Below are 21,731 nucleotides of genomic sequence, written 5' to 3'. Positions count from 1 at the left end.
CCCGCTTGACCCGCCGAGGACGCCCCGGCCGACTCGGCGAAGTCCGCTGACCCGCCAAGGACGCCCCCGGCCGGCCCGGCGAAGTCCGCTGACCCGCCAAGAGCGCTCCCGGCCGGCTCGGCGAGGCCCGCTGACCCGCCGAGAGCGCTGCTCCGGTCAGCCCAGGGCGGTTCACTGACCAGCCGCTGACATCCTCGGCCGACTCGGCGGAGTCCGCTGACCCGCCGAGGGCGTCGGTCCGGGGTGGTTCGGCGGGTGTCCGGCGTCCTTGGTGTGGGGTGAGCGCCTACTCTCGTAGGACGCGCCGAGTATCTCTAGGACCTCATTCGTGTCTGGACGTTTCGCTCCCCGGCCTACGCGTACGACCGTGCGCGGCGGGCATGTCGTGGTGCCCGGCGGGGCACCGGGCGGCGTGCCCGGTGGAGTGCCCCGCCAGACGGCCGAGCCCGGACGCACTCGGTCATGGACGCCGGACGGACCGCTCGATCTCGGGCTCGTGCTCGGACCGCTGCGACGCGGACCCGGCGATCCGACGTTCCGGACGACACCCGACGGCTCCGTGTGGCGGACCGCTCGTACGCCCGCCGGGCCCGGGACACTGCGGGTCGCGCTGCACGGCGGGGCGGTCCGGGGCCGGGCCTGGGGGCCGGGCGCCGATTGGCTGCTCGACCGGCTCCCCGACCTGCTCGGCGCCGCGGACGATCCCGACGCCTTCGAGCCACGGCACCGGCTGGTCGCGCTCGCCCGGCACCGGCGGCCCGGCCTGCGGCTGGTGCGGACCGGGCTCGTGATGGAGTCGCTGATCCCGTCCGTCCTGGAGCAGAAGGTCACCACCGACGAGGCGTACCGGGCGTGGCGGTTGCTCGTCCGCAAGTTCGGCGAGCCCGCGCCGGGGCCCGCGCCCGAGCGGATGTACGTCATGCCGGCACCCCGGACCTGGGCCTTGATCCCGTCCTGGGAGTGGCACCGGGCCGGGGTCGACAACAAGCGGGCCTCCACGATTCTGCGGGCCGTACGGGTCGCCGCGCGGCTGGAGGAGGCCGTCGGGCTCGATCCCGTACGGGCGCAGCAGCGGCTGGAGCTGGTGTCCGGGATCGGGCCGTGGACGTCCGCGGAAGTGGTGCAGCGCAGTCATGGCGCGGCGGATTCCGTGACCGTGGGGGATCTGCATCTGCCGGGGATCGTCGGGTACGCACTGGCGGGGGACCGGGACGCGGACGACTCCGTCATGCTGGAGCTTCTGGAGCCCTATGCCGGGCAGCGGCATCGGGCCGCTCGGCTGATTCTGCTGGCTGGGCGTACGCCGCCGCGGCGTTCGCCGAAGATGCCTCGCGGGGACATCGGGCGGCTCTAGACGGACCCGGCTTCTGGCGTCGCCGTCGGCCGCGCCAACTCCGTCGGCCGTCCGCCAACTCCAAGGCCGTCCGGCATCTCCAGGGGCGTCCGCCGCCTCCTGAGGCTGAGCCCCCCGGCCAAGCGGATTCTCGCCCCCTCCGCCCCTACCCGTCCCTGGGGCTCCGCCCCAGACCCCGCTCCTCAAACGCCGGAGGGGCTGGATCTTGCCTCCGTGGCAGAAAATGCGTCTGGGAAGCAGCCGAAGCGTGCCCCTAGCAGCCGGAAAGCGTGCGGGAGGGGCTGGAAGTGCGCCGGTGGGGCTGGAACCGTGTTTCAGCCCCACCGGGGTCAGCGCACAGGTCTTCTACTGGTCCGACGAGAAGCGCAGGGTCGCTCCCGGGATGCGGGCGTCGCACCAGACGCGGACTCCCTCGCGGAGTTCGTTGTCGGGGCCGACGACCGCGCCGTCGCCGATGACCGTGCCGGTGAGGACGGTGCGTTCGCCGATACGGGCACCGACGCCGATGAAGGAGTCGGTGATGATTGCGCCGGGCTCGACGACGGCGCCGGCCAGAACGGTGCTGCCGGTGATCCGGGCGCCTTCGCCGATGCGGGCGCCCTCTCCGACCACCGTGCCGCCGGTGAGCTTGGCGTCGGGGGCCACCGTGGCCGTGGGCAGGACCAGACGGTCACCGCAGCGGCCGGGGACGGCCGGGGACGGAGCGCGGCCCAGCACCAGGTCGGCCGAGCCGCGGACGAAGGCCTGAGGGGTGCCCAGGTCCAGCCAGTAGGTGGAGTCCACCATGCCCTGGAGGTGGGCGCCGGTGGCCAGGAGCTCCGGGAAGGTCTCACGCTCGACCGAGACCGGGCGGCCCTCGGGGATCGTGTCGATGACCGAACGGCGGAAGACGTACGCCCCCGCGTTGATCTGGTCGGTGACGATCTCCTCGGGGGTCTGCGGCTTTTCGAGGAAGGCCGTGACGCGCCCGGTGGCGTCGGTGGGGACCAGGCCGAACGCGCGCGGGTCCTCCACCCGGGTGAGGTGGAGGGAGACATCCGCACCCGTCGTCTCGTGGGTCGCCACCAGCGCCGGGATGTCCAGGCCCGTGAGGATGTCGCCGTTGAAGATCAGGACCGGGTCGTCGGGGCCCGAGCGCAGCCGGGACGCCACGTTGCGGATGGCGCCGCCCGTGCCGAGCGGCTCGTCCTCGGTGACGTACTCGATGTGCAGGCCCAGCGAGGAACCGTCACCGAAGTACGGCTCGAAGACCTCGGCGAGGTAGGAGGTCGCCAGCACGATGTGCTGGACGCCCGCCGCGCGCGCCCGCGCCAGCTGGTGCGTGAGGAAGGGGACCCCGGCCGCCGGGACCATCGGCTTGGGTGTGTGCACCGTGAGAGGGCGCAGCCGGGTGCCTCTGCCGCCGACCAGGAGGATCGCTTCTGTCACCTGTCGTCTCTGCTTCCTGCCGGGACCGGCCGAACTGTCTTTCGGCCGGCCAGTGTATGCAGACCGTTCGATGGCGCCTTCGATGGCCGTGCGGTGTCCTTCGACGGGCCTTCGTCGTGACTTCAGGTGATCCCTGCCGGAACCGGCCCGGCCCGCGCCGTGCCGGCCGGGCCTGTTCCGGGTCCTGCCTACCGGCCCTGGTAGCGGGCCGCCGTCGTCCTGGCCGAGCCGAGCTTGCCGTAGAGGAGCCGTCCGGGGCACTCCGTGGCGAACCCGTCCCGATGGCCGGAGATCACATTCAGTCGTACGTTCTTTCCCTTTCGGTAGAGATTGCCACCGGCCGACTTCAGGTATGTCTTGCCACGCGGATTGGCACCGTAGAGGCCGAGTTTCCACGCCGTGAGCCGGGAGATGGCCTTGAGCGCGGCGTCGGTCGGCTTCGTGCTGCCGAAAGTGCCGATCACGGCGATCCCCATGCTGTTCGTGTTGAACCCGCGGGTGTGGGCGCCCATGACCGCCTTGGCGACGCCTCCGGCCCGGCCTTCGTAGATGTTTCCGCACCTGTCGACGAGGAAGTTGTAGCCGATGTCACGCCAGCCGCTGCTCACCACGTGGTAGCGGTAGATACTGCGGATGATCGAAGGGACCTGCGAACAGCTGTACTTGTTGCCCGACGCCGTGTGGTGCACGAAGGCCGCCTTGACCGACTTCGTGTAGAGGAATCCGCGCTCGCGCAGGTTCTCGTTCGCGCCCCAGCCGCGGCGCGTGATGATGCGGGGACGAGGGCCGATGTACGGCATCGCGCGCTGCTCGGCCATGTCGTCGGGGAAGTACGCGCGTTCCGTCTCCTCCCGGGAGAGCGCGGTGATCTCGGTGGCGCCCGCACCCATGTCGCCGTCCGGCGCGCCCGCGTGCACGCCCTTCGCGCGCACACCCGAGGGCGCGCCCCCGGCCCGCCCGGCCGTCCGGGCGTCCGGGTGCGGGGGATCCCCGCCGGGATCGACCAGTTCGAGGTGCAGGCCGCCGGGCAGCGGGGAGTGCGCCGGGGCGGCCACGCGTTCCTCCCCCGGGCTCTCCCGCGCGCCCTCCTCAGGGCTGTCCGCGGCTTCTCGCACCGCCTGCTCCGCGTCGACGCGTACTTCGACGCCGTCCGAGTCGCCCACCCACAGGGGGGCGGTGGAGCCGTGCACCCGGCGCGACGCGCCTTCGGGGGTGTCCGGGTCTGCGGCGTGCTCGTCGTTGTGGGTCTCGACGTCCTGCCAGCCCGACCAGTGGCCGGTGCCTGTCTCCCGGGTGCGGACCTGGACACGGCCGTTCAGTTCAGTGTTCGGGTCGTCCCAGACGACTCCGACCAGGGAGAACGGCCGTACGCTCCGGCGGGCGAGGCCCTGTTCGGGTGTGGCTGGGCCGAGGGCCCGTTCACCGGCGAGCGGGACGAGGGGCAGGGACTGGGTGCTGCCGGGGGCGGCGGCCTCGGATGTCACCGCCGACGGCCCGGCCTGTGCCGGGGAGGCGGGCAGGGCGAGCGGAAGGGCGAGAGCGGCCGCGCAGGTGACGCCGACCGAGGAAGCAAGGAATCCACGCATGCTCCTGATCCTGGACATAGTCATACATATCTGTCCATCGCGGAATTGACGGACCGTCGGACGCGCTCCGCCGAACCGGTGGCGCGCTCGGTCCGTGCCGCGCGGCGCCCCCGCGTACGCTTGCGCGCGTGAAAGCCACCGACCGCACCCCCGCCGACCTGCTGCGATCCGCGCTCTCCGAGGACCCGGCGCGTCCTCTGGTGACCTTCTACGACGACGCGACGGGCGAACGGGTCGAATTGTCCGTGGCCACCTTCGCCAATTGGGTGGCCAAGACCGCCAACCTGCTCCAGGGCGAGCTGTCCGCCGAGCCCGGCGAGCGGGTCGCGCTGCTGCTGCCCGCGCACTGGCAGACGGCGGTGTGGCTGCTCGCCTGCTCCTCGGTGGGCGTCGTCGCGGACGTCGGGGGCGACCCGGCCGCCGCCGACCACGTCGTCGCGGGCCCCGGGCGGTTCGAGGCCGGGCTCGCCTGTTCCGGTGAGCGCGTCGCCCTCTCGCTCGCGCCGCTCGGCCGCCGTTTCCAGACACCGCCCGTGGGCTACGCCGACTACGCCGTGGAGGTACCGAGCCAGGGCGACCGGTTCGCGCCGTACGCGCCGGTCGATCCGGAGGAGCAGGCGCTGATCGTCGCCGGGGCCGCGTACACGGGCGCGGAGGTCGTGGAGCAGGCCCGCGCCGATGCCCCCGGGCTGGATCTGACGGGGCCCGGTTCACGCATCCTGTCGGCGCTCTCGTACGACACCTGGGCGGGCCTGGCCGCGGGGCTCTACGCGCCGCTCGCCACCGGCGGGTCCGTGGTGCTGTGCCGCAACCTCGACCAGTTGGGCGACGACTCGCTCGCCCGGCGGATCGAGAGCGAGCGGGTGACCGCGACGGCTCGCCAGGGGCTGCAGGGCTGACCCGACGGCTCATCAGTGGCCGTAGGGGTGACCCCGACGGCTCACCAGTGGCTGTCACCCCGGCGGGCGAGCGGGGGGCGCCGCCCCTGACAGAGGCCCTCCAGGGGGCGCCGGCCGTGCGGGGCGCGTCCCCCGTTCGGCCCATCACCGGCCCCCCTCACCTGCCGCATCGGGACATGGTCGTAGGAGCAGCCAGACACGCTCGTACGCCGTGAGGGGTGGTGGTTCCGACGTGACCGACACCGCAGGCACTCCCTCCGGACGCCCGGAGGGGCCGGGGCTCGGAGCGTCGCCCACCGGAGCCGGGGCCAAACGCCGGCGGCGGCGCTGGCTGCGCTACACGGCGACCGGGGTGGCCGTGGTGGTCCTCGGCGCCGTGGGGGTCGGCTGGGCCGCGTACGAGAAGCTGAACGGGAACATCACGGCGGACAACGACGCGGCCGCCGAGCTCGCCCGGTACGGGAGGGAACGGCCCACTGCGCTGGTGCGCGACGCGCAGAACATCCTGCTGATCGGGTCGGACTCGCGCTCGGGGGCGGGCAACAAGAAGTACGGCCGCGACTCCGGGACGGAACGGTCCGACACCACGATCCTGCTGCACCTCTCGGCGAACCGGCACAGTGCGACCGCCATGTCGCTGCCCCGCGACCTGATGGTGGACGTGCCGGGCTGCCGCCGCCCGGACGGCACCCGGACAGAGCCCATGTTCGCGATGTTCAACTACGCCTTCCAGGTGGGCGGTTCGGCCTGCACGATCCGTACCGTCGAAAAGCTCACGAATATCCGTGTCGACCATCACATGGTGGTGGACTTCCACGGCTTCAAGGACATGGTCGACGCGGTGGACGGCGTCGAGGTGTGCCTGAGGAAGCCGATCAACGACAAGGCCGCGAAGCTGAGGCTGCCCGCGGGCAAGGTCGTGCTCAACGGCGAGCAGGCGCTCGGCTACGTCCGCGCCCGCAAGAGCATCGGCAACGGCAGCGACACCGACCGCATGGACCGCCAGCAACAGTTCCTCGGCGCGTTGGTCAACAAGGTGCGCAGCGACGATGTCCTGCTCAACCCGGCGAAGTTGTATCCGGTGCTGGACGCGGCCACCTCGTCGCTGACCACCGACCCGGGGCTCGCGAGTCTGCGCGGCCTGTACGACCTGGTGCGCGGAATGCGCGACATCCCCACGAAAAGCATGCAGTTCCTGACGGTCCCCCGGACGTCCTATGTACTCAACGCCAACCGTGATCAGCTCGTGGAGCCCGAGGCGGCCCGGCTCTTCGCGCGGCTGCGCGCGGACCGGCCGGTGGCGGTCGCGAAGGAACCGCCGCACAGGCTCGCCCAAGGCCAATCACCGCATTCCGTAAGTCTGTACGGCAACTCCTTCCGTGACTACGAAGAGGAGTCGCACGACGACGGAATGTCGATGGCAATAGGGGTTGCCGGTCTCACCGGGACACCCGATCCGACACCGACTTTCCGGGGTAACACCGCGGCTCAGGACGCCTGCGGGTAAAGCGCGCGCCAAGGTGGGGAACAGCTGAGCTAAGAAGTCTCGGAAAATGGGGCGGATTGCCCGGTTGTAGGGACGTTGAATTTGTCACGGCCGTCGCTCGGCGCCGAACTTGGCGGATAGTGTGAGCGATCCGGTGCACCCGACCACGAGGTCCTTCCTGGGGGTCGCGCACTGCTTGACCGAGACCCGAGCGCCTTTTTGAGGGGGAAAGGGCGCCGCGTGGCCCCGACGGAGGATTCAGACAACCGTGGACGCGCAAGGCCGTGGGCGGGCGGACAACATCGACCCCGCAGACCAGTGGGTACTCAACCCGAACACCGGTGAATACGAACTGCGACTGACCCCTTCCGGAGCGCAGCCGGGAGTGCCGCGACCGCGGAGAGGTACACCCTCCGCGGCGACGCGCACCCGAAGCGCTCCGGCCAGGGATCGCGCGGCACCGGGCAGGGACCGTGACGCGCCGGGACGGGAACGTGACGCGCCCGGCACCGACGTGCCGGGGCCGCGCCGACGGCGCGCGGAGCCGCCGGAACCCCTTCCGGGGCGGCGGCGCGGGCGCAACAAGCCGCCCAAGAAGTCGAAGGCGAAGAAGATACTGCTCTGGACCGGCGGCACGATGGCGCTGGTCCTGGTGGCCGTCTCGGGTGCCGCCTACGCCTACCTCAAGCACCTCGAGGGCAACGTCAGCACGACGGACGTCGGCAGTTCGGGCAAGAGCGGCTTCAGCAAGGACGAGGCCTTCAACCTCCTCATCATCGGCACCGACAAGCGCACCGGTGCGGGCAACACGGGCTACGGCGACAAGAACAGCGTCGGGCACGCCGACACGAACATCCTGCTGCACGTCTCCAAGGACCGGACGAACGCGACCGCGCTGAGCATTCCGCGCGACCTCATCGTCGACATCCCCGAGTGCAGGACGAAGCAGGCGGACGGCACCGAGAAGGTCATCCAGGGCACGGACAACGTCCGCTTCAACACGAGCCTCGGCCAGGACGACCGCAACCCGGGCTGCACGATGGACACCGTCAAGGCGGTCACCGGCATCACGGTCGACCACTTCATGATGGCCGACTTCAACGCGGTGAAGACGCTGACCAGCGCGGTGGGCGGCGTCGAGGTCTGTCTCGCGAAGAACGTCGACGACGAGAACTCGCACCTCAAGCTCTCCGCGGGCAAGCACGTCATCGAGGGTGAGCAGGCCCTCGCCTTCGTCCGCACCCGGCACAGCTTCGGCAACGCGGGCGACCTCGACCGCATCAAGGTGCAGCAGCAGTTCCTGGGCTCCCTGATGCGCAAGATGAGTTCGAGCGACACCCTCACCAGCCCCACCAAGCTGATCTCACTGGCCGAGGCCGCCACCAAGGCGCTCACCGTGGACACCGGCATCGGCAAGGTGAGCACGCTCAAGGACATGGCCCTGGAGCTGAAGAAGGTGCCGACGAAGAACATCACCTTCACCACGGTTCCGGTGATAGACAACCCGGCGGACGGCGTGGTCCACAAGACGGTCATCGTCAATCCGACCACAGCCCCCGCCGTCTTCGACGCGATCAAGGACGACGTCTCCTTCACCGCCGTGAAGCAGAAGGAGAAGAAGGAGGCGGCCGCGGTGGCCGCCCGCCTCAAGGGCTCCCGTTCCGCCGCGTCCGCCGTCCGCGTCGACATCTACAACGGCGGCGCCCAGGCGGGCTCGGCACAGGAAACTCTTAACTGGCTGCAGAACACTGAGGGCGTGCTCAAGTCCAGCCAGTTGGGCAACGCTCCGGAAACACTGAGCAAGACAACCCTGGAGTACTCTCCCGACCAGGCCGACCAGGCACGCAAGCTGGCGGATCTGATGGGGCTGTCCGGTTCCGCGTTGAAGCCCGGCAAGAGCGAGAAGAACTCGCAGGGGCTGCCCGCGATCGTGCTGACCCTGGGCAAGGACTTCAAGGGCGCCGGCGTGCCTTTGAGCGCTCCGACGAAGGCGCCGGACGTGGAGAAGTCCACGGCGGACAAAACGGTGTGCGCGAAGTGACCTAACGGGTCCGTCGAGCGTCCTACAGGACGCGAGAAGCGTCCGGCCGGGGCGTGGAAGCGTCCGGCCAGGGCGTACGACGGACCCGTTTGTCAGGCGCAGGGTGGGGAGAGGCTGAGAGATGGCGCAAAGCAGTGTGCGTGGGGAGGGAGCACGACCCCGTGTCCCGCAGGCCGGCGAACTGGGCTGGGACGACAGCATGTACGAGGAGGGCGGCGAGCCCGTCCGTACGGCGGACGACGACCGCACCCGGCCCGACGGCGAGGGCAACGGCGTTCGCCCGGCCGACGACACCATGCCGCTCAGCCCGCAGGGACTGGGCCGGCACGACGGGGGCGACGGCGGAGGGCGGCACGGAAACGAGGGCCGCCCCCGTCGCAGACGTCGAATACTGCGCTGGTCGGCGATGGTCCTGGCGGTCCTGATACTCGGCACGGCCGGCGCCGGTTATCTCTACTACCAGCACCTGAACGGCAATCTCAAGAAGGACGACCTGAACATCGGCGACGCGAAGGACCGCGCCGCCGAGTCGAAGCCGAACGCGGCGGGCCAGACCCCGCTGAACATTCTCCTGATCGGTTCGGACGCCCGGAACACCACCGAGAACCAGAAGCTCGGGGGCGCGAAGGACACGTTCGACACACCGGCCCGCGCGGACGTCCAGATGCTGCTGCACCTGTCGGCGGACCGCAGCAACATGTCGGTCGTGAGCATGCCGCGCGACACACTGCTCCAGATACCCAACTGCACCGACCCCAACACCGGGAAGACGTACGCCGCGAGCACGTCGCTCACGATGACGAACGACTCGCTGGGCCGCGGCGGCCCCGGCTGCACGGTCGCCACCTGGGAGAAGCTGACCGACATCCACATCGACCACTTCATCATGGTCGACTTCGCGGGCGTGGTGTCGATGGCCGACGCGATCGGCGGCGTCCCCGTCTGCGTGGACGCCAACATCTACTCGCACACCTCCACCGGTCACGGCTCCGGTCTGAAGCTCGAGGCGGGCACGACGTCCGTCAAGGGCAAGCAGGCCCTGCAGTGGCTGCGGACGCGGTACGGCTTCGAGGACGGCAGCGACATCTACCGGACCAAGGCCCAGCACCAGTACATGAACTCGATGGTGCGCCAGATGCGCGAGAACGCCACGCTGAGCAACCCGGGCAAGCTGCGGAGCCTCGCGGAGACGGCCACCAGCGCGCTGACCGTGGACAAGGGCCTGGGCACGGTGACCAAGCTCTACGACCTCAGCAACGAGCTGAAGAAGGTCCCGACCAAGCGCATCACCATGACCACCATGCCGTGGGTGTACTCCGCCGACGGCAACCGGGTGCTTCCCAAGCCGACGGACGCGGACCAGGTCTGGCGGCTGCTGCGCGAGGACATCTCGCTGGACGGCAAGGACAAGAAGACCCCCGCCGAGAAGACGTCCTCGGATCCGGCCGCGGCGGACGACAAGATCGCGGTGCAGGTGCAGAACGGCACACGCACCAGCGTGCTGGCGCCCGTGCCCGGACGCGCGAGCGCGGTGACCGCACTGCTCGTCGGCAAGGGCTTCGCCCAGTCGAAGGCCGACCCGTCGGCGTCGACCGCCGAGGCGACCACGGTGATCCGCTATCCGAGCGCCGATCTGGAGGGTGACGCCCTGCGGGTCGCCAAGGCCCTCGGAATATCGACGCACGCGGTGGAGAAGTCGGCGGACGTCTCCGGGGTCACGCTGGTCGTCGGCGCCGACTGGCGGGACGGCACGGCGTACAAGGCACCCGCGGACGACGACTCGACGCCCGCGTCGGCGAAGCTGGACAAGGGCTCGGACACCAGCGCCTGCATGCACGTCAACCCGGACTACACCTGGTCGTAGGGCCGGGCCGCGAACGGCAGTTGGGCCCCTCTCGAAGTCGAGAGGGGCCCAACTCATGCATGAACGCGCCCAGTCGGATCCGGAAGCGGACTCATCCGCAGCCGGACGGGCTCAGTCGGAGCCGCTGAGGACCGCGGGACGCCGGGACGCGATGACCTTCCTGGCCAGCGCCTTCGGGCTGGTGAGGAAGCCCCAGCCCCACGACATGTGCATCGTCGCGAGGGCGACCGGGATCTGGAGCCGGGCCTTCGCCGGCAGTCCCTTGCCCGCGGGCAGCGAGCCGATCCCTATCGCCGCGAGATAGCCGGCCGGGACGACGAAACCCCAGGGCGTCAGCACCGCACCGACCACCACACCCGCCACGATCGCGCAGACAGCGGTCGGCGGGGCGAGGTAGCGCAGGTTGATGGAGCCCTCGTGGTAGCGGGCGACGACGTGCCGCCAGCGGCCGTAGTCCTTGTACTGCTTGGCGAGCGCCTTGACGGACGGCCGCGGCCGGTAGGACACCTTCAGCTCGGGCGAGAACCAGATGAGTCCGCCCGCCTCCCGGATCCGGAAGTTCAGCTCCCAGTCCTGGGCGCGGATGAACTCCTCGTTGTAGCCGCCCTGCCGCTCCAGGGCCTCGCGCCGGAACACCCCGAGATACACGGTCTCGGCCGGGCCCGCCTCACCACCGGTGTGGAAGGCCGCGTTGCCCACGCCGATCTTCGACGTCATGGCGGCGGCGACGGCGTGCTCCCAGTCGTTCTCGCCCTCGGCGTGCATGATGCCGCCGACGTTCTGCGCGCCGGTCTCCTCCAGGAGCCGTACGGCGTTGGCGATGTAGTTCGGGGAGAGGATGCCGTGCCCGTCGACGCGCACGACGACAGGGTGCCGGGACGCCTTGATCGCGGCGTTCAGCGCCGCGGGCGTCCGGCCGGTCGGGTTCGGCACGGTGTGGACCCTCGGGTCCTCACGGACGAGTTCGGCGGCGATCTCGTCCGTCCGGTCCGTGGAGGGACCGATGGCGATCACGACCTCCATCTCGCCGTCGTACCGCTGGGCCAGGATCGCTTGGACGGCCCCGCGCAGATGCCGCTCCTCGTTGAGGACGGGCATGATCACAGAAACGGCGGGGGACCGCACGTCAGGCTTCTCGCTCATCGGAGCTCACGTTACCGCGAACGGGGGACACGGTCGCGCGCCGCCCGGCGTAAGGACCGGGCCGCAGATCGTATGGGCCTACCGTGCTCACGGATCCCCACGCCGAGCGGAACGCGGCTCCGGCCGGCCCCGCGGAACGCATCCCTCCCCCGTCCAGCCTCGCGGAGGTGTCCCTCTTGCCCACACCGCCCCGCTCCCCCGTCCGCCCTCAGCGCCTCCCGCAGCCGCCTCCCGCACGGCGTCCCGGCCGACGGTCCGACGGCCGCCCCGTGCGCCCTGTGCGCCCCGTGCGGCGCAAGAAGCCGCGCTGGGCCATGCGGGCGGTGACCACCGTCTCCGTGGTGGTCCTCGCCTCGGCGGGCATCGGGCACGCGGTGCTGAACAGCCTGGACGCGGACATCGCCCGGGTCGACCCGTTCAAGGACATGAAGAACAGGCCCGAGGCCGGCCACGGCATGAACCTGCTGCTGGTCGGCACCGACGGCCGGGAGAAGATCACCGAGGCGGACCGGCGGAAGTACCGGCTCGGCGGCGCGCCCTGCCACTGCACCGACACGGTCATGATCGTGCACATCTCGGAGGACCGGGAGCGCGCCAGCATCGTCAGCCTGCCGCGCGACTCCTACGCCGAGGCACCCGCGCACACCGACGCGGTCACCGGCGAACGGCACGGCGCCCACCCCCTCAAACTGAACGCGGCGTACGCGGAGGGCGGCCCGACCCTGACCGTGCGGACCGTCGAGAACATGACCCACGTGAAGATCGACCACTATCTGGAGGTCGACTTCACCAGTTTCATGAAGACGGTGGACGTGCTCGGCGGCGTCCGTGTCTGCATCGCGCAGCCGCTGAAGGACAGGTACACCGGCCTCGACCTGACGGCCGGCTCGCATCTGCTGGGCGGCGGACAGGCCCTTCAGTACGTACGGTCCCGGCACACCGACGGCTCCTCCGACCTCGGCCGGATGAAGCGCCAGCAGCGCTTCCTGGCGGCGCTCGTCGGCCAGGCCACGTCGTCCGGGGTACTGCTGAACCCGATGAAGTTCCGTGACGTGACACGGGCGGTGCTGGGCTCGGTACGGGCCGACAAGGGCTTCGGCACGGACGAGCTGCTGGATCTTGGCCGGGCGATGCGGAACTTCTCCCCGTCCTCGTCCGAGTTCACGACCGTGCCGATCGGGCAGATGGCCTATGTCGTCAAGGGCATCGGCTCGACCCTGAAATGGGACGAGCCGAAGTCCAGGAAGCTCTTCGAGGCGCTGCGCGACGACGAGCCGCTCTCGGCGCCCCGGGCCCCGCGGCCGGGGGCCGTCCGGGTCGCGGTGGCCCCGCAGCAGATCCGGGTCCAGGTCGAGAACGGGACGGCCACCGTGGGTCTCGGCAAGCGGGTCGACGGCGCGCTCGCCGCCACCGGTTTCCGGACGACGGGCCGGCCCGCGACGGCCGCGGACCGCACGGTCCGGCGCACCGTCGTCGCGTACGACCCCCGCTGGGACCGCTCGGCGAAGTCGCTCGCGGCCGCGCTGCCCGGCTCCGAGCTGCGCGTGGTCCCCGGGCAGGGACCGCTGCTGAAGGTGACCGCCGGTGCGAACTTCAAGCAGGTCACGCGGGTACGGGCGGATGATCCCTCTCAGGGGGAGTCCGGGGTGGTGACGGGAGACCAGGTCGTCTGTCCCTGACCCGAGGAGGCCCGGCCGGGACCGGCCTCGTCATCTCGTCCGCACCTAAGGGCTGTCCCGTAATCCCCGGCGGGCGCACGACGACAGCTACGGCACTCCCCCAAGCTCTTCGAGCAGGGGGGACCCCCACGCCGCGTTGTCGGATCGCCCGAATACGCCCAGTATGAGGACGACCCTCCGCCTTGCGATGCTCCCCCACAGCCCGAAAGGCGTGGGAGGGGCCCCCAGCATCTGACGCCGCGCGCTGATCCACCGGGGATTACGGGACAGCCCTTAGTCGTCGAGGCCTTCCGCGGCGCGCTTCTCGCGGAGTTCCATGATCGCGCGGCGGCGGGCCAGCCGGTGGGTGCGGCGGATCTGCGCCTCCTGGTAGCGGCGCTCGTCGCGCTCGGTCTCGGCGATGACCGGCGGGACCCTGCGGGGCTTGCCGTCGGCGTCGACGGCGGCGAAGACGAGATAGGCCGAGCCGACCTGCTGGGGCGGCGTCGACTCGTTCCAGCGCTCGGCGAGGACCCGGACACCGACCTCCATCGAGGTACGTCCGGTCCAGTTGACCTGGGCCTTCACATGGACCAGGTCACCGACGCGGACGGGCTCCAGGAAGGCCATCTCGTCCATCGAGGCGGTCACGGCGGGTCCGCCGGAGTGCCGCCCGGCCACCGCGCCCGCCGCGTCGTCGACCAGCTTCATGATCACTCCACCGTGCACGGAGCCCAGAAGGTTCGTGTCGTTGTGGGTCATGATGTGGCTGAGTGTGGTCCGGGACGCTGAGGTCGGCTTGCCCGGTATATCTGATTCCGGGTTGGGAGCCTGGTCTGTCATGTCCTCCACCTTATGCCGGGGCGCGCGACCACCGCTTTGCATCAGCTCTGCAACAGGCGTGACCCAGATCTCCCGGCTCTCTTGTAAGACACATGGTGGAGAGCTGCACACTGGTCGGCATGAACGATTGGCCTGGGGGCACCTCCCGTCCGAGCGAGTCCGAGGGCGGGGGCGGGTGGCCCGACGACAACCGCAGCAACGGCGGCAACCGCTACGGACGCGGCAGCGCAGGCGCACAGCCTGAGAGCGCCCGCGTCATGCGACAGGTCCGCCGTGGGCCGGCCGCACCCGCTCCGGGCCAGGACGCGCCGCCGTACGGCGGCGGTGTGCCCCGACAGCCCTCGTACGTCGACGGTCAGGGCTACGACAACGGGTACGACAACGGCTACAACACCGGCCAGGTGTACGGGAACCCCAACGGACCCGGTGGTCCGCAGGGCCCGGGCGGTGGCGGCGCGTACCCGCAGCGCCCCGCGCCGAACTGGCGGCGCCGGATCAAGTGGACCGCGATCACGCTGGTCACCGCGCTGGTCGTGGTCTCCGTCGGCACGTACTTCTGGGCGGACTCCAAGCTCCACCGTGACGTGGATCTCTCCAAGGTCATAGACCGGCCGGAGACCGGCGAGGGAACGAACTATCTGATCGTCGGTTCCGACAGCCGCGCCGGCCTGACCTCCGAGGACAAGAAGAAGCTGCACACCGGCTCCGCCGAGGGCAAGCGCACCGACTCGATGATGATCCTGCACACCGGCAGCAACGGCTCCACGCTGTTGTCGCTGCCGCGTGACTCGGACGTGGTGATACCGACGTTCAAGGGCTCCGAGTCCGGCAAGACCTACCCGGCCTCGAGCCAGCACGTGAAACTGAACGCGGCGTACGCCAAGGACGGGCCGACCCTGCTGGTCCGCACGATCGAGGCCAAGACCGGCCTGCACATCGACCACTACGTGGAGATCGGCTTCGCCGGGTTCGCGGGCATCGTCGACGCGGTCGGCGGTGTCGAGATGAACCTCGACCAGGGCTTCAAGGACAAGTACTCCGGCGCCGACTTCAAGGCCGGCAAGCAGACGCTGAACGGCGAACAGGCCCTCGCCTTCGTCCGTACCCGGCACGCCTTCGCCGCCTCGGACCTGCAGCGCACCAAGAACCAGCAGAAGTTCCTGGCCGCCCTGGCCCACCAGGTCGCCACCCCGTCCACGGTCCTGAACCCCTTCAAGCTCTACCCGACGATGGGCGCGGGCCTCGACTCGCTGGTCGTCGACAAGGACATGAGCCTGTGGGACCTGGCCGACATGTTCTGGGCCATGAAGGGCGTCACCGGCGGCGACGGCAAGTCCATGAACATGCCGATCTCCGGTTCCTCCGGCGGCAACCTCGTCTGGGACGAGGCGAAGATGAAGACGCTGGTGAACGAGCTCAAGAACGACCAGACGGTCACGGTGTCGGGCAACTGACCCGTCTCCACACGCCGTTGCCGTTCGGCCGGCCCACTGTCACATGGGGTCGTCGGCCGGCTGACCCACCGACACCGCCGTCCGGCCGGTGTCGGTGGGTCAGTTGCGCAGGGTGATGCGGCCCCGCGTACGGGGACCGTCGAATTTGGAACGGTCGACGACGGGCCTCGGGGCCGGTTCCGCGGCCATGAGGCGGATGGTGTCGCGGCCCGCCAGGGCGGTGCACCACTGGGCCAGGTGGGGACGGCTGCCGCGGGGACCGGAGGCCTGCTCCCACAGCGCGCGGACCGTGTCGGCCCGCCGGTCGTCGAGGACTCCGGACAACGGCTCCAGAGGCTTGCCGGGGGCCACATACGCGTCCTGGCTCAGGACACGGCCCACCACCAGCGCCGCCTTGTAGCGGTCGCTGTCCACCGTGGCGGTGCCGGCGGCGGCCAGCGGGTCCTGCCAGTCGGGGGTGTCCGCCTGTTCCAGGACCGGGGGCCGGCCGGCCATGCGTACGCCGTCGCAGTCCAGGAGATACGGGGCGGGTCCGGGCCGGACGGTCCACAGCACGTTCGCATGGGACACGTCACCGACGACCAGCCCCAGGGTGTGCAGCGAGCGGAAGAGCCCGAGGAAGCCGACCACCAGCGCGTACCGCTCGGCCGGCGAGGGCTGCGCGACGGCCTGCCAGGCCGGCCTCGGCGCCCGGAGCAGATAGGACAGGTCGGTCAGCCGGGCCTCGCCGCGCGAGGTCCGCCAGGTCATCGAGTCCGGCGCGCGGCGCATCAGGAAGCCCGTCGCCCTGCCGCCGTCCATGACCCGGCACAGCGGCCACGCCGCCTCCCGGTCCAGCCGGTCCCGGTCGGCCGGGGCGAGCCCCTGGCGCAGGGCGACGAGTGCCGCGAGTTCCCGGCCGTCGGCCTTCCCCGGCTCGCGATAGCTCTTGTACAGCAGCCGGCCGGGGCCGGCGACCTCGAACACCTCGCCCTGGCCGCCGTCGCCGACGCGCACTCCGGGGGTGAGCGAGCCGAGGGACACGTCGGCGCCGTCGTCGGCGCTCACGGCACGGCCTCCCACAGGACGACGGCGGTGCGGTCGTCGTCGTACGACTTCACCCGGTACTGCAACTGCCACAGGAAGTCGGCCGGTGCCGGCGCGGCCCCCTTCCCCCACCCGGACCCCAGGAAGTCCCGCATCCCGGCGTCCCCGGCCAGCGGCGTGGACAGGCCGTCCGTGCACAGCACGAGGACGTCGCCGGGCAGGGCCGGGGCGAGGAGACAGGCGCGGGCGCGGTGCCCGTGCGGCAGGGCGGCGGTGCGGGTGTCGATCATTCCGTCGCCGTCGTGCTCGGGGTCCGTGAGGGACAGGTTCCACTCGCCGGCGCGCAACAGCGCCGTGCCGCCGTCGCCGACGGCCAGGAAGCCGCGGGTGCGCACGCGCGGGTCGAGCGGGACGAGCAGGGCACGCAGGGTGGTGGCGTACGCGGCCGGGTCGTCGCCGTGCTCGCGGGCGCGGTGCGCGAGCAGGGTCGCGGTCCGGCCCACCGCGATGTCCACCAGTACGGCGAACCCGGTCTCGTCGCCCGCGCGCAGGGTCTCGGAGAGATCCGCGGACACGCTGTCCAGCTCCATCGCGGCGAGCCGGCAGGCCTCCTGGGAGCCGATGTGCGAACGGGCCGCCGATCCCACGCCGTCCGCCACCGCGAGCATCAGCAACCCGTCGGCGCCGGGCGCCCCGAGGCGCACCACGGCCAGGGAGTCCTGGCGCGGCTCGCCCTGATAGCGGTGCGAGTCGCCGCGCACGGACGCCGCCCGCACCGTCAGAGCGCCGTACCCGGCACCGTCCACCACCATGTCGGGCGTCAGCGCCGCGGTCGGGTCCTGCCGCACCGAGGGAAGCTCCCTGGGCTCCGGCGCGTACAGCGGTGGCTTGGGGCCGGAGTGGAACGGCGCGCCGAGCGTCGGGACGGGCCCGCCTCGCGTGGCGGACCCCTCGGACACCGATACGGGTGCGGGCGCGGTGACGGCCGTGTCGGGCTCCGGCTGGTCCTTGAAGACCTGGTCGACGCTCTGCCAGGTCGCGTCCAGCGGGTCGGGCTGCTGCGCGTCGGGCCAGCGGAACTCCGTCTGCCGCACGTCCGGTTGCCGCACGTCCGGTTGCCGCACGTCCGCCTGGCCCGCGTGCGCCTGGCTCCCATGTGCCGGATTCCCATGTGCCGGATTCCCATGTGCCTGGCTCCCATGTGCCTGGCTCCCGTCCGGCTCCCATACCTCGGGCTCGCGCATGTCGTGCTCGCACATGTCGGGGTTGCGCATGTCGGGGTTGCGTGGGCTGGTCCGGGACGGTCCGGTGGCGTTCATGTCGTTCCCCATCGGTGCGACCTCACAACTTGTCGAGAGAGACGATGGAGAAGCCGGGCACGGTGTCGTCCACGGCCAGCGTGAACCCGTTTCCGCCGTCCGCGCCGATGCTCCCGGCGGACCGGACGATCGACCGCGTGAGGCTGGAGGCGAATTCGCGCAGTGCCTGAGCCGGTGACACCGAGGAGTCCTGCTGCATGAACGCCCGGAAATTGGCGACGCGCGCGATCGTCGACTCCTGCGCCTCGCCGATACCGAAGGCGATGATCTTCGGGCAGAACCGTGACTGGGTGATCTCCTTGTACGCCTGGTCCCAGTCCGGGTCGGTGGGAATGCCGTCGGAGAGGAAGAAGACGACGGGGCGGTACACCTCGTGGCCCTCCGCCTTCAGCCCCGCCACATCGGCCTCGACGCAGCGCAGCAGGGTACGGAACGCGTCGCCGTACGAGGTGAGCCCGCCCGCGGCGAGCGCGGGGACCGAGTCGATGTCGCTGAGGTCGACGAGCGGTTGCAGCACGGTGGCGGTGTCGGAGAAGCCGATGAGGCAGAAGCGGGTCTTGTCGGCGACGGTCGGATTGGTGCTGATCTCGTGGTGCAGGTCCGGGAGCGCGCCGTTGATGGCGTCGATCGGCTCTCCGATCATCGACCCGGACTCGTCGCACAGCAGGTAGAAGGGCAGGATCTGCAAGGTCTCGTACCTCCGGGTCAGTACGTGTAGAAGTAGATCTCGATGTCGGCGTGGCCCGGAAAGGCTCCGCCCTTCCAGAAGTCGCGGGTGGTGGCGGCGCGGAACATGTCCGGACGGGCCTTCTCCAGCAGGGCGTTGACCTCGTGGGCATAGCGGCCCCCGGCGCCCGGGTCGGTGTGACGTCCGAAGGTCAGCACGAAGGCGGCGCGTCGGCCCTGGTAGCGCGCGGTCGCCCCGCGCAGTGCGCGGACGATGCCTTCGTCGTCGCCCTCGGGCGCGTCGACGGCCACCTTGACCGGTGTGCGGACCACCGCCCGCGGGCCGGTGTGCCGGGACTGCTTTCCGGCGGCCGAAGAGGCGGCCGAAGCGGCTGGGCGTCGGTCGGCGGCCTGCGGGTCGCCCTGGTCCCCCATGGCCACCAGGGCGAGGACGAGCAGCATGTCCGCGAACAGCCAGCCCGCCATGTGCAGCGGCTGGAACCTTCCACCGCGCTTCATCGGACTCATCGGGCCTCGGTCAGGGGCGCGGGAGGCAGCGGCGGGGGCTGACGACGGGGGTCGGGTCGCGAAGGGCCGGGGTGGCCCGGGTCACCGGAGGGGGGCCCGAATCGGCCGACGGGAGCGTCGGCCTGCTCCACCGGCGACCCGAACCGGTCCGAGGGAGCGTGGCCCGCGTCGGCGGAGGAGGCCCGGCCCGCGTCGGGGGATCGGACATGCCCGTGGGTCTGGCCACCGGCCGACCAGGCCCCCGCCTGGCCTGCCTGCCCCGCCCGGTCCGCGTGGCCCGGAGGGCCGAAGTGCGCGGGGCCGCCCGCCCTCAACTCGGCCACCAGCCGGGCGAACTCGTCGGCGACCGCCCGCAACGCACCGCTCTGGGCGTTCAGTTCACGCACCGCGTGCTGGGACTCCTCGACCGCGAGGGCCGTCCCCTCCGCCACCTCACCGAATCGGCCGAGGAGTTGGGCGGAGATGTCCGAAGCAACCTCGATGCCGGTGGTGTAGGCACGCTGGGACGCGGCCAGCACGGTGACGGAGTCCTCGACACGGTCGCCGGCGCCGTGCACGGCGAGCCGCACCTCACCGCTCGCCTCGCGCACGTCGTCGAGCGCCTTGCGGACCTGCGCCCCGCCGTCGCTGACGGCGGCCTCGACACGCCCCACCGCGATCTCCAGGGGCTTGACGGAGGTGTCGACCCCGGCCAGCGCGCGTTCCGCGCCCTGCACCGCCTCGCCGACCGTCGAGGCCGCCGCCGTCAGCTCCTTCTGGACCCGGACCGCCTTGTCGCCGAGCCGCCTGAGCGTCGCGGCGGACTCGGTGAGCTCGGCCGCGAAGCGCTGCGGGGAACTCGACCGCTGCTGGTTCAGCACGAGCTGGGCGCGGGTCAGCGCCGGGACGAGCGCCGCCATCAGCTCCTCGGAACCGCGGTCGGCGTCCTCCTCCCGGCGGGCGACGGCGGACCGCCGCAGACCGTGCACGAGCACCAGGGCGAAGAGCACCGCGATGGCGACGGTGGCGCTCATCGCCACATGGCCGAAGGTGAAGGCGCCGGTGAGGTGCCCCTCGAAACCGGACTGCCACAACTGGAGGAAGGGCCGGGAGGCGGCCTTCGGATCAGCGCCGGTCAGCGCTCCGTACGCACTCGACGCCCGGGTCAGTCCGTACCAGGTGAGCATCAGCGGCACGAAGACCAGCGCGCCCAGCACCCCTTCGGCGTAGGACCAGACCACGCGTTCCCCGCCCTGACCCCCGGCAGTCCGGAGGCTCTCGGGACGGGCGTAGGCGGTGAGGAGGTCGAGTTCGGACCAGGGGTCGAGCGCGGTGACGTCCTGGTCCCGGAGCGCCGCCGCGAGGGCGGTCAGCTCTTCCTTCCGGGTTCCGAGCGCCGGCCGCTCCGCGAGATCCTTGATGCTCTGTGCGATCACATGACGGTCCATCAGGGCGCCTGACGGCATGCCCACCCCCACAACGCGACGGACGCGGGGATGCGTTGACGGCGACCATGGATCCCCACCCGTGTCACGTGCCCCCGCGCCCCCGCCGGTTCACACGCACCAGACGCGCGACCGAGGGCACAGAGAGTACTCCAGTCGACACGCTCCGCGCATAAACTCCCGACACCCGCCACTCTCCCCAACGGCGGCGCGAGGGGGAACAATTGAGCAACGACGAACGTCCACGAGCGACCATCCGCCTGCGGCCCGCGCCCGGCACCCAGCCCCGGACCGGCCCGCAGCGAGCGGCGCCGACGCCCCGTGAAGTGCGGCGACTTCCCGCCGGGCGCGCCGACACGGTGCTGACCAGGTCGGCACCGCAGGCCCGCATCACGGGGCGCGGCGTCCTTCAGGTGAACCTCAACCGGCCGCCGGGAACCGGGGCCGACCTCGACCTCGGCTGCATGGCCGCGTTCACGGACGGCACGGCCGCGGCCGTACAGCCGCTGGGAAACAACTTCGGTTCACTGACGCGGTGGCCGTACATGGAACTCGACCAGGACGACCGCACCGGGGCCTCCTCGGACGGGGAGACGGTCCGGGTGGACCTGGAGCGGCGCGAACTCTTCCGGCAACTGCTCTTCCACGTCTACGTGTACAGCGGCGCCGTGGATTTCCGGAGCCTGGGTGCCACGGCCACCGTGACCGCCCCGTCCGGCGGTTTCCGCATCGCCCTCGACGACTCCCCCGAGGGGGCCACGGGCTGCGCCATCGCCCTGGCCACGCCCGAGGAGGGCGGCCTCGTGGTCGGCCGTGAGGTCCGCTGGTTCACCGGCACCCTGCGGCGGTCGGTCCAGGAGCAGATGGACAGCGCCTACGGTTTCGGCCTCTCCTGGGTGCGGATGAGGAAGGGCTGACTCACGCCGATGCCGTGCGGCGGCCCGGTGCACAGCGGGTCGGAGCGGGGCGGGCCACAGCCGGAAAAGCGAAAGGTGAGAGGCACGCACCCGTG

At 71.2% G+C, this 21,731-nt stretch carries 17 protein-coding genes; 8 read left to right on the top strand and 9 right to left on the bottom strand.

Features of this window, described 5'->3' with window-relative positions; translation table 11 throughout:
• Window positions 1–328: 328 nt before the first annotated feature.
• On the top strand, window positions 329–1,354 hold the full coding sequence (locus N4G66_RS12235) for a DNA-3-methyladenine glycosylase family protein (protein WP_261704053.1): 1,026 nt from the start codon (window positions 329–331) through the stop codon (window positions 1,352–1,354).
• Window positions 1,355–1,699: 345 nt separating this feature from the next.
• Here N4G66_RS12235 and N4G66_RS12230 read toward each other — a convergent pair whose 3' ends face one another.
• Together N4G66_RS12230 and N4G66_RS12225 are read right to left on the bottom strand one after the other, a co-directional pair.
• Window positions 1,700–2,782, bottom strand: a complete 1,083-nt coding sequence (locus N4G66_RS12230; protein WP_261704052.1) for an NDP-sugar synthase — start codon at window positions 2,780–2,782, stop codon at window positions 1,700–1,702.
• A gap of 188 nt (window positions 2,783–2,970) precedes the next feature.
• Window positions 2,971–4,386, bottom strand: a complete 1,416-nt coding sequence (locus tag N4G66_RS12225) for an N-acetylmuramoyl-L-alanine amidase (protein WP_391858805.1) — start codon at window positions 4,384–4,386, stop codon at window positions 2,971–2,973.
• 110 nt (window positions 4,387–4,496) lie between these two features.
• Between N4G66_RS12225 and N4G66_RS12220 the strand changes: the two genes are divergently transcribed.
• From N4G66_RS12220 to N4G66_RS12205, 4 genes are all read left to right on the top strand, one after another.
• A complete protein-coding gene (locus tag N4G66_RS12220; RefSeq protein WP_261704050.1) occupies window positions 4,497–5,267 on the top strand; it encodes a TIGR03089 family protein in 771 nt (256 codons plus the stop codon).
• Window positions 5,268–5,499: 232 nt separating this feature from the next.
• Complete coding sequence (locus tag N4G66_RS12215; protein ID WP_261704049.1) at window positions 5,500–6,774, top strand: LCP family protein; 1,275 nt, start codon at window positions 5,500–5,502, stop codon at window positions 6,772–6,774.
• 247 nt (window positions 6,775–7,021) lie between these two features.
• A complete protein-coding gene (locus tag N4G66_RS12210) occupies window positions 7,022–8,794 on the top strand; it encodes an LCP family protein (RefSeq protein ID WP_261704048.1) in 1,773 nt (590 codons plus the stop codon).
• Window positions 8,795–8,915: 121 nt separating this feature from the next.
• Complete coding sequence (locus N4G66_RS12205) at window positions 8,916–10,658, top strand: LCP family protein (protein ID WP_261704047.1); 1,743 nt, start codon at window positions 8,916–8,918, stop codon at window positions 10,656–10,658.
• Between the two features lie 111 nt (window positions 10,659–10,769).
• Here the strand turns inward: N4G66_RS12205 and N4G66_RS12200 are convergent, their stop codons facing one another.
• Complete coding sequence (locus N4G66_RS12200; RefSeq protein ID WP_261704046.1) at window positions 10,770–11,801, bottom strand: glycosyltransferase family 2 protein; 1,032 nt, start codon at window positions 11,799–11,801, stop codon at window positions 10,770–10,772.
• Window positions 11,802–11,977: 176 nt separating this feature from the next.
• Between N4G66_RS12200 and N4G66_RS12195 the strand changes: the two genes are divergently transcribed.
• A complete protein-coding gene (locus N4G66_RS12195) occupies window positions 11,978–13,480 on the top strand; it encodes an LCP family protein (RefSeq protein WP_449343313.1) in 1,503 nt (500 codons plus the stop codon).
• A gap of 273 nt (window positions 13,481–13,753) precedes the next feature.
• Here the strand turns inward: N4G66_RS12195 and N4G66_RS12190 are convergent, their stop codons facing one another.
• Window positions 13,754–14,344 carry an acyl-CoA thioesterase gene (locus N4G66_RS12190; RefSeq protein WP_391858801.1) on the bottom strand — a complete coding sequence of 197 codons (591 nt, stop codon included), beginning with the start codon at window positions 14,342–14,344 and terminating at the stop codon, window positions 13,754–13,756.
• A gap of 77 nt (window positions 14,345–14,421) precedes the next feature.
• On the opposite strand from N4G66_RS12190, the gene N4G66_RS12185 reads away from it, so the two are divergent.
• Entirely contained in the window at window positions 14,422–15,756 is a 1,335-nt protein-coding gene (locus N4G66_RS12185; RefSeq protein ID WP_391858800.1) for an LCP family protein, read from the top strand.
• A 99-nt stretch (window positions 15,757–15,855) separates the two neighbouring features.
• Here N4G66_RS12185 and N4G66_RS12180 read toward each other — a convergent pair whose 3' ends face one another.
• Genes N4G66_RS12180 through N4G66_RS12160 form a run of 5 tightly spaced genes read right to left on the bottom strand, consistent with a single transcriptional unit; the run spans window position 15,856 to window position 20,740 of the window.
• Window positions 15,856–16,803, bottom strand: a complete 948-nt coding sequence (locus tag N4G66_RS12180) for a hypothetical protein (RefSeq protein WP_261704044.1) — start codon at window positions 16,801–16,803, stop codon at window positions 15,856–15,858.
• On the bottom strand, window positions 16,800–18,113 hold the full coding sequence (locus tag N4G66_RS12175; RefSeq protein WP_261704043.1) for a protein phosphatase 2C domain-containing protein: 1,314 nt from the start codon (window positions 18,111–18,113) through the stop codon (window positions 16,800–16,802). Before N4G66_RS12175 ends, N4G66_RS12180 begins: the two co-directional genes overlap by 4 nt.
• Before the next feature lie 10 nt (window positions 18,114–18,123).
• Window positions 18,124–18,789 carry a vWA domain-containing protein gene (locus N4G66_RS12170; RefSeq protein WP_261704042.1) on the bottom strand — a complete coding sequence of 222 codons (666 nt, stop codon included), beginning with the start codon at window positions 18,787–18,789 and terminating at the stop codon, window positions 18,124–18,126.
• A 17-nt stretch (window positions 18,790–18,806) separates the two neighbouring features.
• The gene (locus tag N4G66_RS12165; protein WP_261704041.1) at window positions 18,807–19,295 is read right to left on the bottom strand and encodes a hypothetical protein; all 489 of its coding nucleotides are present in this window, start codon (window positions 19,293–19,295) and stop codon (window positions 18,807–18,809) included.
• On the bottom strand, window positions 19,292–20,740 hold the full coding sequence (locus N4G66_RS12160) for a methyl-accepting chemotaxis protein (RefSeq protein ID WP_261704040.1): 1,449 nt from the start codon (window positions 20,738–20,740) through the stop codon (window positions 19,292–19,294). Before N4G66_RS12160 ends, N4G66_RS12165 begins: the two co-directional genes overlap by 4 nt.
• 203 nt (window positions 20,741–20,943) lie before the next feature.
• Between N4G66_RS12160 and N4G66_RS12155 the strand changes: the two genes are divergently transcribed.
• A complete protein-coding gene (locus N4G66_RS12155; protein WP_261704039.1) occupies window positions 20,944–21,636 on the top strand; it encodes a tellurium resistance protein in 693 nt (230 codons plus the stop codon).
• Window positions 21,637–21,731 lie beyond the last annotated feature (95 nt).

It is taken from the genome of Streptomyces rhizosphaerihabitans, from assembly GCF_025399795.1.
Classification (GTDB): Bacteria; Actinomycetota; Actinomycetes; order Streptomycetales; family Streptomycetaceae; genus Streptomyces; species Streptomyces rhizosphaerihabitans.
This window is presented reverse-complemented; position numbering and strand designations above follow the sequence as displayed.